Origin of the sequence: Novosphingobium sp. (genome assembly GCF_027531025.1) — a bacterium.
In the GTDB taxonomy this organism is placed as follows: Bacteria; Pseudomonadota; Alphaproteobacteria; order Sphingomonadales; family Sphingomonadaceae; genus Novosphingobium.
In genome coordinates this window covers 34,785-50,436 of the sequence record NZ_JAPZQX010000005.1, presented here as the reverse complement: position 1 = coordinate 50,436, position 15,652 = coordinate 34,785, and the positions used below count along the sequence as shown (strand labels likewise).

Sequence of the window (15,652 nt, the reverse complement as noted above, 5' to 3'; positions counted from 1 at the left end):
TGGCCTAGACGCCCAGCTTCGCGCGCAGGTTGCGGGGATCGGTCCAGCCTTCGAGCCGCCGGGTCAGGTCGGCATCGCCCTCGGGCAGCTGGATTTCCAGCGTCACCAGCTGGTCGCCGCGGGTCCCGTCCTTGCGGCTGAAGCCCTTGCCGGGGATGCGCAGCGTCTTGCCCGAACTGGAGCCGGGAGCAACGGTGAGCATGACGGCACCTTCGGCAGTCGGCACTTTCACCTTCGCGCCATTGATCGCCTCGTTGAGGCTGATCGGCAGGTCGAGCCGCAGGTTGTCGCCATCGCGGCGGAAGAAGGGATGGGGCTGGATGCGGATGGTGACGAGCGCATCGCCCGCGCCGCCCGGCCCGGCCTCGCCCTTGCCGGACAGGCGCATCTGGGTGCCGTCTTCCACCCCGGCGGGCAGCTTCAGGTCGATGGTCTTCCCATCGGCCAGGGTAATCCGCTGGGTTGCCCGGGCGGCCGCATCGGGCAGCGATACGCCCAGTTGGTAAGCCACGTTGGCGCCCTTGGGCGCCGCTCGCGCCCGTCCGCCATTGCCGAAGGGACTGGCTCCGCCGCCGCCAAAGCCACCGCGCCCGCCGAACAGGCCTTCGAAGATGTCGCCAAGGTCGATCCCGGCGTCATTGCCGCCGCCAAAGCCTTCGAACCCGTCGGCGCGGAAGCCGCGCTGGCCGCCCGCGCCGCCAAAGCCCCCGGGTCCGCCGCCAAAGCCATAGCCTGTTGGGTTGCCGTCGATATCGATCTCGCCCCGGTCAAACCGGGCGCGCTTGTCCTTGTCGGACAGGAGGTCATAGGCGCGGGTCACTTCCGAAAAGCGCTCCGCGGCCTTGGGATTGTCGGCATTGCGGTCCGGGTGCAGCTCTTTCGCCAGCTTGCGATAGGCGGACTTGATGTCCTTCTCGCTCGCGCCGCGCGCTACGCCCAGGATCGAATAGGGATCGGCCATGTCTCCTAGCTAGGAGCCGTGCGGCGATACGGCAAGGTTCTCGCTTTGCGCCGTCCCCCGCCGGGGCTATGGCGCGGGGCATGGACGAACAGCAAGCCGCCGCCGCATCCGCTGATGCGATCCCCGCCGCCGAACCGCTCGCGCTCTTTGCCGAATGGTTCGCCGAGGCGAAGAAGAGCGAGCCCAACGATCCCGAAGCGGTGGCCGTGGCCACGGCCACGCCGGATGCCGCGCCGTCGGTGCGGATGGTGCTGCTGAAGGATCACGGGCCGGATGGCTTCGTGTTTTATACCAACGCGCAGAGCCGCAAGGGTGGGGAACTGCTGGCCAATCCGCAGGCCGCCATGCTGTTCCATTGGAAAAGCCTGCGCCGCCAGATCCGCATCGAAGGCCGGATCGAGGAGGTCGAGCCGGAAATGGCCGATGCCTATTTCGCCAGCCGCAGCCGCGATTCGCAGCTGGGGGCGCTGGCCTCTGACCAGTCGCGCCCGCTGGCCTCGCGCGGGGAATTCCTGGGCCGGATCGCCAAGGTCACCGCGCGGCACCTGGTCGGACAGATCCCGCGCCCGTCGCACTGGACCGGCTTCCGGCTGGTGCCCCATGCCTTCGAATTCTGGATGGATCGCCCGTTCCGGCTGCACGAACGCCGCCGGTTCGAACTGGGCGATGATGGCCAGTGGACTTCCGGGCTGCTTTATCCGTGAGGCCAGTCGGGCCTAAAGCCCGCGTCCCTCGCCCGCGAGGAAGGCGGCATAGGCATCGGCGATCCCTTCGCGCAGGCCGATCCGAGGCCGCCAGCCCATCGCGGTGAGGCGCGAATTGTCCATCAGCTTGCGCGGGGTGCCATCGGGCTTGGTCGGGTCGGTCACGATCTCCCCGGCATAATCGAGCACGTCCATCACCAGAGCGGTCAGGTCTCGGATCGAGATCTCGGATCCGGCCCCGATGTTGACGTGCGGCGCATCGGAATAGTGGCGCATCAGGAAAACGCAGGCATCGGCGCAATCGTCGACATGCATGAATTCGCGCAAGGGGCTGCCCGTACCCCAGACCGTGACCGGGGCGCCGGTGGCCTTGGCCTCGTGCACCTTGCGGATCAGCGCGGGCAGCACGTGGCTGGCGGCAGGGTCGAAATTGTCGCCCGGGCCATAGAGGTTGGTCGGCATGGCGCTGATGTAATCGTGGCCATATTGCTGGCGATAGGCCTGGGCCAGCTTGATCCCGGCGATCTTGGCGATCGCGTACCATTCGTTGGTCGGCTCGAGCGGACCGGTCAGCAGCGATTCCTCCCGGATTGGCTGCTCGGCGAACTTGGGGTAGATGCACGAGGAGCCGAGGAACAGCAGCTTGCCGACCCCGGCCGCATGAGCGCCGCTGAAGATTGCCGTTTCGATCAGCAGGTTGTCGCGCAGGAAATCGACCGGATAGGTCGAATTGGCGAGGATCCCGCCCACCCGCGCAGCGGCCAGGAAGACCGCATCGGGGCGTTCGCGCTCCATCCAGCCCAGCACGGCACGCTGGTCGGTCAGGTCGAGGTCCTGGCGCCCAACGGTCAGTACCTCGCAGTCCTCGCTCGCCAGGCGGCGCACGATCGCCCCGCCGACCATGCCGCGATGGCCCGCCACCCAGACGCGTTTGCCGGCCAGTTCGTATGCCAAGCGCTCAGCTCCCGCGCCCGATGGCGGCGTTCTTCATCGTTTCGAGGTCGGCCCGGACCATTTCGCGGGCCAGTTCGCGCACCGGGGTTTCGTGGCGCCAGCCCAGCTTCTGTTGCGCCTTGGAGGGGTCGCCGATCAGCAGGCCCACTTCGGTCGGGCGGAAATAGCGCGGATCGATCGCCACCCGCAGCGCCCCGGTGGCCTTGCAGAAACCCTGCTCGTCCACCCCGCTGCCGCGCCATTCAAGCGCAATGCCGACATCCTCGAAGGCCCATTCGACGAACTGGCGCACGGTGGTCGTCTCACCCGTGGCCAGGACGTAATCGTCGGGCTCTTCCTGCTGCATCATCAACCACATGCCCTTCACATATTCGCGGGCATGGCCCCAGTCGCGCTGGGCATCGAGATTGCCCAGGTGCAACACGTCCTGTCGCCCCAGCGCGATTGCCGCGGCGGCGCGGGTGATCTTGCGGGTTACAAAGGTTTCGCCGCGCAGCGGGCTTTCGTGGTTGAACAGGATGCCGTTGGAGGCATGCATGCCATAGGCCTCGCGGTAGTTCACCGTGATCCAGTAGGCATAGAGCTTGGCCGCCGCATAGGGGCTGCGCGGATAGAACGGCGTGGTTTCGCGCTGCGGCACTTCCTGGACCAGGCCATAGAGTTCGCTGGTCGAAGCCTGGTAGAACCGGGTGGTCTGCTCCATGCCGAGAATGCGGATCGCCTCGAGCAGGCGCAGCGTGCCGATGGCATCGGCATTGGCGGTGTACTCGGGCGTTTCGAAGCTGACCTGGACGTGGCTTTGCGCGGCGAGGTTGTAGATCTCGTCCGGCCGGGTTTCCTGGACACCGCGTAATTGATTTAGCCACCCTCCTGGATGGTACGAAGTCGCCTTGGCGCTTCAATGCAGGAGGGTGACCGATGTCGATCTATGCTGGTTTGGATGTGAGTGACAAGATGACGCACCTATGTGTGGTCGATGCCGACGGCGCGATTTTGAAGAGGGATGTCGTAGCGAGCGATCCCGATATGCTTGCGAAGTGGCTTGGTAAGCATTGCCCGGGACTGGCCCGCGTGGTGCTTGAGACCGGTCCTCTATCGACCTTCCTATACCATGGTATGATCGAGCGCGGCATTCCGATCGAGTGTATCTGCGCCCGCCATGCCAAGGGCGTGTTGGCGACGCGCGTGAACAAGAGCGATGTGCACGACGCCGAAGGGCTAGCGCAGCTGGCCCGCACGGGCTGGTTCAAGCGGGTGCATATGAAGGCATCCGCGACGCATATCGATCGGGCTGCGCTGCGGATCCGTGCGCAACTGATCACCGCACGGGTCGCAATGGGTAACCAGCTGCGGGGATTGTTGAAGCTGTTCGGGTTGCGCCTCGGCGCCGCCCACACACCCGGTAAGCGCCGTGAGCGGTTGGTTGCCTTGTACCAGCAGAGGCCAGATCTTGAGCCGCTGTTTGCACCTCTGGTGGCATCGATCGAGGTCATCGAAGACCAGCTCCGTGCATCCAACCGGCTGCTGGAAAGCCGAGCGGCTGACGATCCGGTATGCAGCCGGCTCATGACTGTTCCCGGCGTCGGGCCGATCACCGCCCTGACATTCACCGCAAGCGTCGAAGATCCCCACCGCTTCGCCCGCAGCGAAGACGTTGGAGCTTATGCGGGGTTGGCTCCCAGACGCAGCCAGTCCGGCGAACGCGATGTCAGCGGGAACATCTCCAAGGCTGGCGATCCAATGCTGCGGCGATCGCTCTACGAGGCAGCCAACATTATGCTGTCCCGTGTGCAGCGACCGTTCGCGCTGCAGCAATGGGGTCAGCGGATTGCTGAAGCAAAAGGTAACAAGCGTGCCCGGATTGCGGTTGCCCGCAAACTGGCCGTGCTGCTCCATTCGCTATGGCTGAACGAGACAGAGTTCCGCTGGGCATGACACCAGCGCTCTTCTTCCCGGTCAGCCATGCCAGGGTGATCTCGCCCGGATCGTAGAGGTCAAGCCTCGAGTTGGACACAGAGACACCCACCCTTTCCGCCCGGCCGCGATCATGAAGGCTCGGACATACAGCGACCACTCGCCGTCCGATGACCTCGAAGACAACCATTGGCACCGGGAGAAGGAACGCCCATGAGAAAATCAATTAGACAACGATCCGGATCAGGTTGGTCGAATCCGTCATGTCGCCGTAATGCAGCGTCAGCTTGGGGTCGGGTTCGTGCGGGTCTTCATAGATCTCGTCGATCCGCGACGTGTTGAAGGACGAGGCCCGGCGCTTGATCCCGTGCACGCGGTAGCCCTTTTCCAGGAGCAGCCGGGCCAGATAGGCCCCGTCCTGGCCGGTCACCCCGGTAATCAGCGCTGTCTTCATATCTATTTGCCTTCCCTAGCGGAATAGAGGCCAGCGATCCGCCCCATTGCTGTTCTTACCGGTCGGTGCTCGCCGTCAAGCGTCTTGCCCAGCCGCACGATCGTCAATTTCCTGTCCGGCACCACCAGCACGAATTGCCCCAGGTGCCCGTTCATCGAAAAGGCGCTGCGCGGGGCGCCGGGAAAGGGGCGTTCGTCCTCGCCCGGCTGGGCGCGGTTGAGCCAAGTCTGCGCGCCATAGCCCGGATTGCGCGGGTTGGCCGTGGTCATGAACTCGATCCAGGCAGACGGCACCAGTTGCGCGCCATTGACCGCGCCCTTGTTGCGCAGGAATTCGCCGAACCGCGCCCAGTCGCGCGCGGTCGCGTGCATCAGGCTGCCGCCGATCAGGGTGCCGGCGGCATCATACTCGGGGACGATGCTGGTCATCCCCAGCGGTTCGAACAGGCGGCTGCGCAGGTAATCGCCCACCACGCGGCGGCGTTCGGCCGGATCGGTGCTGGCGGTCAGCGCGCGCGCCGCCAGATCGGCCAGGATCACGGTCGTATTGCTGGAATACTCCCAGTGCCGGCCCGGTTCGGCTTCCAGCGGCTGGGCTTCGGCATGGGCGGCCATGGCATCGCGCCCGTCAAGGAACAGCATCCGCACTTCGTCAGATTCATAGACCGGATCCCCAGCCTCGGTATGGCGCAGGCCCGATCGCATCTGCAGCAGGTGGCGCAGCGTGATTTCGCCGCGCGGATCGCCCGGGCGCTGCCAGGCTGGTACTGGTACACCTTCGTCAAGGCGCAGACGCCCATCGGCCACCAGTAGTCCGATCAGCACCCCGGTGACCGTCTTGGCCATCGACCAACTGACGAAACGGGTTTGCGGACCATAGCCGGACCCATAGCGTTCGGCCACGATCCGGCCCTGGTAAAGTACCAGAACTGCACGGGTTTCGGCGGTTTCGGGGGCGCTGAACAAGCCGTCCACCGCCCGCGCCAGCTTGGCGCGCGGAACGCCCGGATCCTTGGCCACGGCGGCGCTCGCCGCCTCGGTCAGTGGCGGTAGCGGCGGTTCGGCAGCCGGTTGCCCGCTGCATGCGATCAGGCTTGGCAGGGCCAGCACGGGCAGGATAAGGGAAAGGCGGCGCGTCGGCATGGCGCGTGCATCCCTTGCGCAAAGGCTGGCCGATGGCAACCGCAAACCCTGCCGCTTCACCGCGCGCCCGCCGCCGCTGGCCGTGGCTTGTGCTCGCCCTGCTGGCTGCGCTGCTCGGCTGGTTCTGGCAGCCGCTCAACAGTTTCGCCGTAGCCGGTGCGTCCTATGGCGCCCGGGTGGCCTGTTCGTGCCGCCACCTGGGCGGGCGCAGCCTGGATGATTGCCGCAAGGATTTCGAACCGGGCATGGAGCTGGTCATGCTGAGCGAGGATGCAGAGGCGCGGAGCGTCACTGCCACCTTCCCGCTGCTGGCCAGCCAGACCGCCACCTTCACCGAGGGCGAGGGTTGCCGGCTCGAACCGTGGGAGCACTAGCGCATGATGATCATGCAATTGACTTCATTCGATTACTTCGGCAGGGGCGCCGCCTCGTTTCGGCAGTCAGACTGAACCATGCAGCCATCCATCACCCCGGTCATCCTGTGCGGCGGCAGCGGCACCCGCCTGTGGCCGCGCAGCCGGGCGACCAAGCCCAAACCGTTCCTGCCGCTGCTGGGCAGCGCCACCCTGTTCGAGGCGACGATCGCCCGCGCCGCGCAGGAGCATGGCTTTGCCGCACCGATCGTGGTGACCGGCGCGGCTCATGTCGATCATGTCGAAGCGCAGCTCGTCGCCATGGCGGGCGCCTCGATCATCGTTGAGCCTGCCGCGCGCAACACGGCGGCGGCGATTGCCCTGGCGGCCTTCCGGCTGCCGGACGATGCGGTCATGCTGGTCTGCCCCAGCGATCACCACATTGCCGATCCGGCGGCCTTCCGCGCGGCTGCCAGCCGTGCCGCGGCGCTGGCGGCAGAGGGCTTTCTGGTATCCTTCGGGATCGAGGCGAAGACCCCGGAAACCGGATTCGGCTATCTCGAGCGCGGCGAACCGATCGCGCATGACGGCTTCCGGGTGGCCAGGTTTGTCGAAAAGCCTGATCGCGCCCGGGCCGAGGCCTTTGTCGCCGGGGGGCGCCACGCCTGGAACGGCGGGATCTTCGCCTTCCGCGTCGGCTCGTTCCTGGCCGAGCTGGCGGCGCACCGGCCGGCGATCCATGCCGCCGTGCGCGCCGCAGTCGCCGCAGGGCGGGCCGATGGCCGCCGGTTCCACCCCGGCGCGGCCGAGTTCGACGGGTTCAAGCCCGAATCGGTCGACTATGCGGTGATGGAGAATACCAGCCAGGCGGCGATGGTGCCGGTCGACATGGGCTGGTCGGATATCGGCAGCTGGGATGCGCTTCATGCCGCCCTGCCGCATGATGCGGCGGGGAACAGCGTGCAGGGCGAGGCCGAACTGGTCGATTGCCACAATGTCCTGGTCAGCAGCGACGGGCCGCGCGTCTCGGTGATCGGGCTGCAGGACGTGATCGTGGTGGTCGATGGCAACGAGGTGCTGGTCACCAGCCACGCCGGAACCCAGCTGGTCGGCAAGCTCAAGGGCGCCAGCCAGCAATGAGCGCGCGCCTGGCCACGCGCCTGGTCGCCAAGCCGTGGGGCCGGGCCGACCTGCCGCCGCCGTTCACCGGCCTTTCGCCGGACCGGATCGGCGAGGTCTGGTTCGAGCCGCCGCCCGCGCTCGACCAGTTGCTGGTCAAGTACATCTTCACCTCCGAACCGCTCTCGGTCCAGGTTCACCCCGCCGATGACCAGACGCTGGCCGCCGGGCAGGGGCGGCAGGGCAAGGAGGAATGCTGGCTGGTGATCGACGCCGAACCGGGCGCGCGGCTGGGGATCGGCCTGCGCGAACCGGCCAGCCCCGCACAGCTGCGTGCTGCCGCGCTTGACGGGTCGATCGAGGACCTGCTGGAATGGCACCCCGTCGCTGCGGGAGACTTCTTCTATATTCCCGCCAACACGGTCCACGCGATCGGGGGCGGGATCAGCCTGGTCGAGGTTCAGCAGAACAGCGACATTACCTATCGGCTCTATGATTACGGCCGCCCGCGCGAACTGCACCTGGATGCTGGCCTGGCCGTGGCGCAGGGCGTCCCCCATCCGGCCAGCTGCCGTCGGCAAGTGCCGGGTGAGGGCTCGGCGCAGCTTGTCGATGGCCCGTTGTTCCGCCTGGACCGGCTGGCCGGGCAGCCCGCCGCCGAGGTGCTGGCCCGCTATGGCGAGGCCCCGGTGCTGGCCATTCCCTTGCGCGGGACGGCGACGATCGGTGATGAAGCGATCGCGGCGGGGGAGTGCGGGGTGGCCGGGTCTTTGGCCGACCTGGCCGTTCCCGGCGATGCGCTGGTGCTGATTGCCCAGCCGATCGGCTGACCTCGCGGCTCAGCGTTCGGTCGCGTCGATCCAGCCGCCGCCGACCACCCGGTCTCCGGCATAGAACACTGCAGCCTGGCCCGGGGCAACGCCGTATTCGGGCTGGGCGAAGCGGATCGTGCAGCCCGTACCGTCACCAAGGGGGCCCTCAAGTGTCACTGCAACGGGCTTTGCCAGTGACCGAACCTTGGCCATGAGCGGTTCAGCAGGCACCGGGCCGATCCGGTTGGTTTCGATCAGCCGCGCGCTGCTGACCGCCAGCAGTCGGCGCGGGCCGACCAGCACGGTCGCGGTCGCGGCATCGATCCCGATGACATAGAGCGGCTCGGGCTGACCCCCGATCTCCAACCCCCGGCGCTGGCCGACGGTGAAATGGATCACCCCCTGGTGCTGGCCCAGTTCGACGCCGGTTTCGGCATGGACGATCGCCCCGGGGCGCACGCCTTCAGGACGGACGGCCTTGACGATCCGGGCATAGTCGCCATCGGGGACAAAGCAGATGTCCTGGCTGTCCGGCTTGGCCGCCGTGCGCAGTCCGGCCGCCTCGGCCAGGGCGCGGACCTGCGGCTTGGGCAGGCCGCCCAGCGGAAAGCGCAGGTAATCGAGCTGGGCTTCGGTGGTGGCGTAGAGGAAATAGGACTGGTCGCGGGCCGGATCGAGTGCGCGGTGCAATTCCGGACCGGCCGGACCGATCACCCGCCGCACGTAATGGCCCGTGGCGAGGCAATCGGCCCCGAATTCGCGGGCCATGGCGAACAGGTCGGTGAACTTGGGCCCCATGTTGCAGCGGATGCAGGGGATTGGTGTGCGCCCTGCCAGGTATCCGTCGGCAAACCGTTCCACCACTTCCTCACGGAAGGCGGATTCGTGATCGATCACGTAATGGGCGATCCCCAGCCGGTCGGCTACGGCGCGGGCATCGCGGATGTCGTCGCCAGCGCAGCAGGCGCCTTTGCGGGCCGCGGCCGCGCCGGTATCGTAAAGCTGCAGGGTCACGCCGATCACTTCGGCCCCGCTCTGCGCTGCCAGCGCGGCGACCACCGAGCTATCCACCCCGCCCGACATGGCCACGACGATCCGCTTGCCCCGCGCCGGGCCATCGAGCTGGAACAGCGCAGCGGGGTCTTCGGCAAGGATGCCGGACAGGGCAGCAGTGGCGGGCGTGGCGGAGGACATGGCCGCGCGCCTTACACGCTCCGACGGGCCGCGCAAAGCTTGGCCGCAGGGCTCGGGAACCGGTCTGGGTCCGTGAACGGCGGGTAAACCCGGCCTTTACCCGATGTTGACCTTGTCAGCGTAGAAGGCAGGCATGGAATTCGCCAGGAACCTCTTTGTCGCCCACGGCACACGGCTTGATCCGGACTTCGCTCCGGGCCTCGCCCCGCAGTGCGACTGGCATTCGCTCAGCGCGCGGCTGCAGGTTGCTCACGCCGCCCGCCAGGCGCTCCAGCAAGTCGAGGTCGATTCGCTGCGCCGGCTGGGTGGTTCGTTCGGGTCGGGAACTACCACGCTGGTAGGTCTAGTGAGCCATGGCTCACGGCCTGTTAACCCAACTGATTTAGCAGATGGCAAAGCCCCCAGTGGCAAAGCCGATGCCGCCGCCGCGCACTCTGCGCACGACGGTCGAGGATGAATATGATCGAGAACCAGAAAATTCGACCCGCGATGGTGATTGGCCCGCTTGGCGAGCCGTTGACGCTCGAGTCGCTGCCGGCGCCCGACACGACCCGCTGGGTGGTCCGCCGCAAGGCCGAGGTTGTCGCCGCGGTCAATGGCGGTCTGCTGACCATCGACGAGGTCTGCGAACGCTACAGCCTGACGCTCGAGGAATTCGCTTCCTGGCAGCGCGCCGTCGATCGTTCCGGGATGCAGGGCCTGCGCGTAACGCGGATCCAGCATTACCGCGACCTTTACGAGCGGCAGCTCAAGTACTGATCCAATCCGAAAACATCCGCCGCGACAGATGTTTGCGGCTGGTGTAGACTGCAAACCCGGGCAGGCCTCCGTCTGCCCGGGTTTGTCGTCGTTTGCGGCATTCCGCCAGGCGTGTCGCGCGATAGCCATGCGCAAGAAGGAGCGGGCCATGGGTGGATGGATTGTTGCCCTGATCGTGGGTGGTGTGGCTGGCTGGATCGCCAGCCGGGTCATGAACCGGGACGCCGCAATGGGGGTGTTCTGGAACGTGGTCGTCGGTTGTGTCGGCTCGGTCGTTGGCAACATGGTTGCCGGCCCGCTGCTGGGGGTCGGCGGCTCGGTGAAGCAGTTCTCGCTGACCGGGCTGGTGATTGCCGTGCTGGGCGCGGTTATCCTGCTTGGCGTGGTCAATCTGGTCCAGCGCGGCAAGGTCCGTTAACCGCTCGCGCCATTCGCCGACCCCGGTCGGCGGTTGGCCGAGCGCCCGATTGCGCCACCGGCGAGCCCGGCCTATGGGCCGGGACGATAGATTGCGTCGGCTTGCCGATAGTGATTTAGTATAGTAATACAGTCTGCGTCAGCAGCCCGGTTCTGTTCCGGGTTCGTCACATGACGCCAACCGATACGGGGCAAGCCGGCCATGAACTACGATTCGCGAATCGCCGCGGAAGACCAGGCGGAGATCGATTCCGCCACCACGCTGCTGGGCGATGTCGAGGAAGAGCGCCGCTCGCGCCGCAAGCTGTGGCTGATCGGCCTGGTTGTCGCCGCGCTGGTCGTGGCAATCTGGTTCTGGCTCAACCGCGGCAAGGCTGCCGATGATGGCGCCAAGGCGAACCAGGCACCGGTGGTTTCGGTGGTCGTACCGGGCAAGGTCACGGTCGATGGCACGATCAATGCCAACGGCACCCTGGCCGCGCGCCGCGAAATGCCGGTCGGCGTGCCGGGCGAAGGCGGCCAGATCGTCTCCGTGCTGGTCGAGCCGGGCCAGTGGGTCGGCGCCGGCCAGGTGCTGGCCGTGATCGACCGTTCGGTCCAGGCCCAGCAGCAGGCCAGCCAGGCCGCCCAGGTCGAAGTGGCCCGCGCCAATGCCAATCTGGCCCAGGCCAATCTCGACCGCGCGAAGCGACTGGTCGAACGCGGCTTCGTGTCCCAGGCCGATATCGACCGGCTGACCGCCCAGCGCGATGCCGCCGTGGCCCAGGTGCGCGTGGCTGGCGCCCAGCTGGGCGTGCTCAATGCCCAGGTCCGCCGTCTCAACGTGGTGGCCCCGGCTGCCGGCCTTGTGCTGGAACGCCGGGTCGAGCCGGGCCAGGTGGTCAGCGGTGGTTCGGGCGTGTTATTCCGCCTCGCCAAGGGCGGCGAGATGGAACTGCGCACCCTGCTGGGTGAAACCGACCTGGCCGCGATCTCGACCGGCATCACCGCCAACGTGACCCCGGTTGGCAGCGAGCGGTCGTTCTCCGGTCAGGTCTGGCAGATTGCCCCGGTGATCGATCCGCAGAGCCGCCAGGGCATTGCCCGGGTCGCGCTGGCCTATGCGCCCGAATTGCGGCCGGGCGGCTTTGCCACGGTTACGATCAAGGCCGGCACAATGGTTGCCCCGGTCCTGCCGGAATCGGCGATCCTGTCGGATACCAAGGGCAGCTTCGTCTACGTGGTCGGCAAGGACAAGAAGGCCGAGCGCCGCGACGTGAAGACCGGGCCGATCGTGCCCGCCGGCGTCGTGGTGACCGAAGGCCTGAGCGGGGCCGAACAGGTTGTCCTGCGGGCCGGGGGCTTCCTGCAGCCCGGTGAAACGATCAAGCCGGTGGCGGCGAAGTAGGCTTCGGTGCCTCGGGAGAGCGCGATATGAGTTTCCGCAACATCTCGGCCTGGTGCATCCGCAACCCGGTCGTGCCGATCATCCTGTTCATCGGGCTGGTCCTGGCCGGCATGGTCACCTTCTCGCGGATGAAGGTGCAGAACGATCCCGACATTGAGTTCCCGATCGTTGTCGTCGCGATCAGCCAGCCGGGTGCCGCGCCGACCGAGATCGAAAACCAGATCACCCAGAAGATCGAAGCCGCGCTGCAATCGATCCAGGGCGTCAACAACATCAGCTCGACCGCCCGCGAGGGCAGCAGCGAAACCTCGCTCGAGTTCGAGATCGGCGTCGACGTGATCGAGGCGCTGAACGACGTCAAGAACGCGGTCGACCAGGTGCGCGGCAGCCTGCCCGACGGGATTCTCGAACCACAGGTCTTCAAGGTCGAGGTATCGAACGATTCGATCGGCTTCTTCTCGGTCATGGCCGATGACATGACGATTGAGCAGCTCTCGTGGTTCGTCGACGATACGGTCACCAAGAACCTGCTCAGCGTGCCCGGCATGGCCGAAGTCAGCCGCGGCGGCGGGGTCAGCCGGGAAATCAGGGTGATTCTCGATCCGGCCAAGATGCAGTCGAACGGCGTCTCGGCCGGCCAGATCAACCAGGTGCTGCGCCAGCTGAACCTCAACGCGGCCGGTGGCCGGGCGGAAATCGGCGGCTCGCGCCAGTCGGTCCGCGTCCTGGGCAATGCCGAAACCGCCTATGCCCTGTCGCAGACCGACATCCCGCTGGGCGGTGGCCGGGTGATCAAGCTGGCCGATATCGCCAAGGTTACCGACAGCTACGGCGAGATCACCTCGATCGGCAAGACCAATGGCAAGTCGGTCGTTACCTTCAGCATTTCCCGCGCCCGCGGCGAATCTGACGTGGCGGTCTATGATGCCGCAGTCGCCCGGCTCGAGAAGATCGAGGCGGATAACCCGGGGATCAAGTTCACCAGGCTGTTCACCACGGTTCCCTATACCAAGGACCAGTACAACAGCTCGATCGCGGCCATGGTCGAGGGCGCGATCCTCGCGGTCATCGTCGTGTTCTTCTTCCTGCGTGACTGGCGCGCGACGGTGATCTCGGCGATTGCCATTCCGCTGTCGGCGATCCCTTCGTTCTGGTTCCTCGACATGCTGGGGATCACGCTCAACCAGATGTCGCTGCTGGCGCTGGGTCTGGTCGCCGGCGTGCTGGTGGACGATGCCATCGTCGAGGTGGAAAACATCGTCCGGCACATGCGGATGGGCAAATCGGCCTATCAGGCCTCGATCGACGCGGCGGACGAAATCGGGCTGGCGGTGGTGGCCACCACATTCTCGATTGTCGCGGTGTTCCTGCCGGTGGGCCTGATGCCGGGGATTCCCGGCCAGTTCTTCTACAACTTCGGCTGGACCGTGGTGGTCTCGGTGCTGATCAGCCTTGCGGTTGCCCGCATGATCACGCCGATGGTTGCCGCCTATTTCCTGAAGGCCGCCGGGCCGGCCGAACATGGCACGGGCCCCTGGATGGACCGCTATGACCGCCTGCTGCATTTCAGCCTCGACAACCGCCGGGCCAAGGAAATGCGCAGCCAGATCGCCCGCGTGGCCAGCGCCCCGGTCTATCACCTGATCCCGGCGGCGGTGGCGCTGTTTGTCGCCCTGTCGCCGTTCCTGCTGCAATCCGCCCCCGAAGTGGGCAAGGTCGATAGCGGGCCTGGCCTCGGCCTGGTCCTCGCGGCCATGCTCCTGGGCGCGCCGATTGCCTATGGCCTCTCGTTCCTGCTTATGTCGCTGATCGGCGCCCTGATCAACCGGTTCGTGACTCGCCAGGAACAGGGCTTCTTTGCCTGGTGCATGTTCTGGACCCGCCGCCTCAATGCGCGCTTGCGCGATCACCGGGTGTGGATGCTGGGCGTTGCCGTGGCGGCGCTGGTCATGTCGGGCGTGATGTTCGCGATCCTGCCGCAGCAGCTGTTCCCCGACCAGAACAGCAATTTCAGCCGCGTGACGATCGAGATGGTGCCGGGCACCACCCTGAAGCAGACCGAGCAGGTTTCCGACCAGGTCGCCGCCCTGCTGCGCGACCGGCCCGAAGTGGAGCGCGTGCAGCAGCGGATCGGCGAAGGCAACGGCTCGATCTTCATCACGCTGAAGGAAGACCGCGGCGGCAAGACCAGCCAGGATTTCGAGCGCGAGATGACCCCGCTGTTGCAGCAGGTGCCCGATGCGCGCGTGAACTTCCAGGCGGTGTTCCAGGCCGGTCCTCCGGGACTGGGGCGGCCGATCTCGGTAATGCTGACAGGCGCGGATTCGGTTGCGCTCGAACAGGCGGCAACCAGCCTGGTGGAGCAGATGAAGACCGTGCCCGGTATCGTCGCGCCGCGCATTGCCGCCGATACCCGTCGCCCGGAACTGATCATCACGCCGCGTCAGGACCTGGCCGCCAGCCTTGGGGTGACCACCGCCGCGCTCAGCCAGACAATCCGTATCGCCACGATCGGGGACATCGACCAGAACGCGGCCAAGTTCTCGCTGTCCGACCGGCAAATCCCGATCCGGGTGCGCCTGTCGGAAGACGACCGCCGCGATATCTCGGTAATCGCCAACCTGCCGGTGGCGACCACCACCGGGCCGCCGGTGCCGCTCAGCCGGGTGGCGGACATCAGCTTCGGTTCGGGCCCGGTCTCGATCCGCCGCTATAACCAGGAACGTCGCGTCTTCGTCGGCGCGGACCTGGCGCCGGGTGCGCTCAAGGGGCCGGTGATGGAGCGGGTAGAAAAGCTGCCGATCATGCAGAACCTGCCGCTGGGCGTGAACAAGAAGCCGTTCGGCGAGGACGAGATCTTCGAGGAGCTGATCACCAGCTTCCAGATCGCGCTGGTTTCGGCGGTGCTGCTGGTCTTCGCGGTCCTGGTGCTGCTGTACCACCGCTTCGTCTCGCCGCTGGTCAACATGGGCTCGCTGTTCCTCGCGCCGCTGGGCGGGCTGCTCTTGCTGGCGGTGGTTGGCCAGCCGGTGACCATGCCGGTGTTCATCGGCATCCTGATGCTGTTCGGGATCGTCGCCAAGAACTCGATCCTGCTGATCGACTTCGCGATCGAGGAAATGGCCCAGGGCGTGCCGAAATACGAGGCGATCGTCGATGCCGGGCACAAGCGCGCCCAGCCGATCGTGATGACCACCGTGGCGATGACTGCGGGCATGATCCCCACGGCGCTCTCGCTGGGCGGCGATTCGGCCTGGCGCCAGCCGATGGGCACGGTGGTGATCGGTGGCCTGATCCTGTCGACCCTGCTGACCCTGCTGATCGTGCCGGCCGGCTTCAGCCTGGCCGACGGGTTCGAACGCCGCGCGGGGCCATGGCTGCGCAAGCGCCTGCTCAGCTATGATCCCAAGGACAGTCTGCCTGATCGGCAGGCCCAGGCCCGGCTTGAGGGCGGGGCCCTGCCGGCGGAGTGAGCGGACCCT

Annotated in this window: 14 protein-coding genes and 2 pseudogenes; 10 read left to right on the top strand and 6 right to left on the bottom strand. The window is 66.6% G+C overall.

The window, feature by feature from the left end:
• Positions 1 to 4 precede the first annotated feature (4 nt).
• Positions 5 to 961 (bottom strand): J domain-containing protein, encoded by a 957-nt coding sequence (locus tag O9281_RS08980; protein WP_298184742.1) that lies wholly within the window; start codon positions 959 to 961, stop codon positions 5 to 7.
• Positions 962 to 1,041: 80 nt separating this feature from the next.
• Between O9281_RS08980 and pdxH the strand changes: the two genes are divergently transcribed.
• A complete protein-coding gene (gene pdxH, locus O9281_RS08975; RefSeq protein WP_298184740.1) occupies positions 1,042 to 1,665 on the top strand; it encodes a pyridoxamine 5'-phosphate oxidase in 624 nt (207 codons plus the stop codon).
• 12 nt (positions 1,666 to 1,677) lie between these two features.
• Here pdxH and O9281_RS08970 read toward each other — a convergent pair whose 3' ends face one another.
• Together O9281_RS08970 and gmd are read right to left on the bottom strand one after the other, a co-directional pair.
• Positions 1,678 to 2,619 (bottom strand): GDP-L-fucose synthase, encoded by a 942-nt coding sequence (locus tag O9281_RS08970; protein WP_298184738.1) that lies wholly within the window; start codon positions 2,617 to 2,619, stop codon positions 1,678 to 1,680.
• Between the two features lie 4 nt (positions 2,620 to 2,623).
• A pseudogene (gene gmd / locus O9281_RS08965) lies at positions 2,624 to 3,472 on the bottom strand (GDP-mannose 4,6-dehydratase); the annotation flags it as partial.
• Between the two features lie 65 nt (positions 3,473 to 3,537).
• Between gmd and O9281_RS08960 the strand changes: the two are divergent.
• Entirely contained in the window at positions 3,538 to 4,554 is a 1,017-nt protein-coding gene (locus O9281_RS08960; protein ID WP_298184736.1) for an IS110 family transposase, read from the top strand.
• Positions 4,555 to 4,765: 211 nt separating this feature from the next.
• Here the strand turns inward: O9281_RS08960 and O9281_RS08955 are convergent.
• Positions 4,766 to 4,987: pseudogene (locus tag O9281_RS08955) on the bottom strand (GDP-mannose 4,6-dehydratase); the annotation flags it as partial.
• A gap of 2 nt (positions 4,988 to 4,989) precedes the next feature.
• On the bottom strand, positions 4,990 to 6,129 hold the full coding sequence (locus O9281_RS08950) for a serine hydrolase (RefSeq protein WP_298184734.1): 1,140 nt from the start codon (positions 6,127 to 6,129) through the stop codon (positions 4,990 to 4,992).
• 32 nt (positions 6,130 to 6,161) lie between these two features.
• On the opposite strand from O9281_RS08950, the gene O9281_RS08945 reads away from it, so the two are divergent.
• The 3 genes from O9281_RS08945 to O9281_RS08935 all read left to right on the top strand — a co-directional run bounded on the left by O9281_RS08945 (position 6,162) and on the right by O9281_RS08935 (position 8,431).
• Complete coding sequence (locus O9281_RS08945; protein ID WP_298184732.1) at positions 6,162 to 6,503, top strand: hypothetical protein; 342 nt, start codon at positions 6,162 to 6,164, stop codon at positions 6,501 to 6,503.
• Between the two features lie 78 nt (positions 6,504 to 6,581).
• The gene (locus O9281_RS08940) at positions 6,582 to 7,622 is read left to right on the top strand and encodes a mannose-1-phosphate guanylyltransferase (RefSeq protein ID WP_298184730.1); all 1,041 of its coding nucleotides are present in this window, start codon (positions 6,582 to 6,584) and stop codon (positions 7,620 to 7,622) included.
• The gene (locus O9281_RS08935) at positions 7,619 to 8,431 is read left to right on the top strand and encodes a class I mannose-6-phosphate isomerase (protein WP_298184729.1); all 813 of its coding nucleotides are present in this window, start codon (positions 7,619 to 7,621) and stop codon (positions 8,429 to 8,431) included. The genes O9281_RS08940 and O9281_RS08935 overlap by 4 nt, the downstream gene beginning before the upstream one ends.
• 9 nt (positions 8,432 to 8,440) lie before the next feature.
• Here the strand turns inward: O9281_RS08935 and mnmA are convergent, their stop codons facing one another.
• On the bottom strand, positions 8,441 to 9,607 hold the full coding sequence (mnmA, locus tag O9281_RS08930; protein ID WP_298184728.1) for a tRNA 2-thiouridine(34) synthase MnmA: 1,167 nt from the start codon (positions 9,605 to 9,607) through the stop codon (positions 8,441 to 8,443).
• A gap of 133 nt (positions 9,608 to 9,740) precedes the next feature.
• Between mnmA and O9281_RS08925 the strand changes: the two genes are divergently transcribed.
• The 5 genes from O9281_RS08925 (at position 9,741) to O9281_RS08905 (ending at position 15,643) form a co-directional block, all read left to right on the top strand.
• Positions 9,741 to 10,064 (top strand): hypothetical protein, encoded by a 324-nt coding sequence (locus tag O9281_RS08925; protein ID WP_298184727.1) that lies wholly within the window; start codon positions 9,741 to 9,743, stop codon positions 10,062 to 10,064.
• Between the two features lie 2 nt (positions 10,065 to 10,066).
• Positions 10,067 to 10,366, top strand: a complete 300-nt coding sequence (locus O9281_RS08920) for a DUF1153 domain-containing protein (RefSeq protein WP_298184725.1) — start codon at positions 10,067 to 10,069, stop codon at positions 10,364 to 10,366.
• Positions 10,367 to 10,493: 127 nt separating this feature from the next.
• Positions 10,494 to 10,784, top strand: a complete 291-nt coding sequence (locus tag O9281_RS08915; protein WP_298184723.1) for a GlsB/YeaQ/YmgE family stress response membrane protein — start codon at positions 10,494 to 10,496, stop codon at positions 10,782 to 10,784.
• A 201-nt stretch (positions 10,785 to 10,985) separates the two neighbouring features.
• Positions 10,986 to 12,170: an efflux RND transporter periplasmic adaptor subunit gene (locus O9281_RS08910; RefSeq protein ID WP_298184721.1), complete on the top strand. Its 1,185-nt coding sequence runs from the start codon at positions 10,986 to 10,988 to the stop codon at positions 12,168 to 12,170.
• 26 nt (positions 12,171 to 12,196) lie between these two features.
• The gene (locus tag O9281_RS08905) at positions 12,197 to 15,643 is read left to right on the top strand and encodes an efflux RND transporter permease subunit (protein WP_298184719.1); all 3,447 of its coding nucleotides are present in this window, start codon (positions 12,197 to 12,199) and stop codon (positions 15,641 to 15,643) included.
• The last annotated feature ends 9 nt before the right edge of the window (positions 15,644 to 15,652 follow it).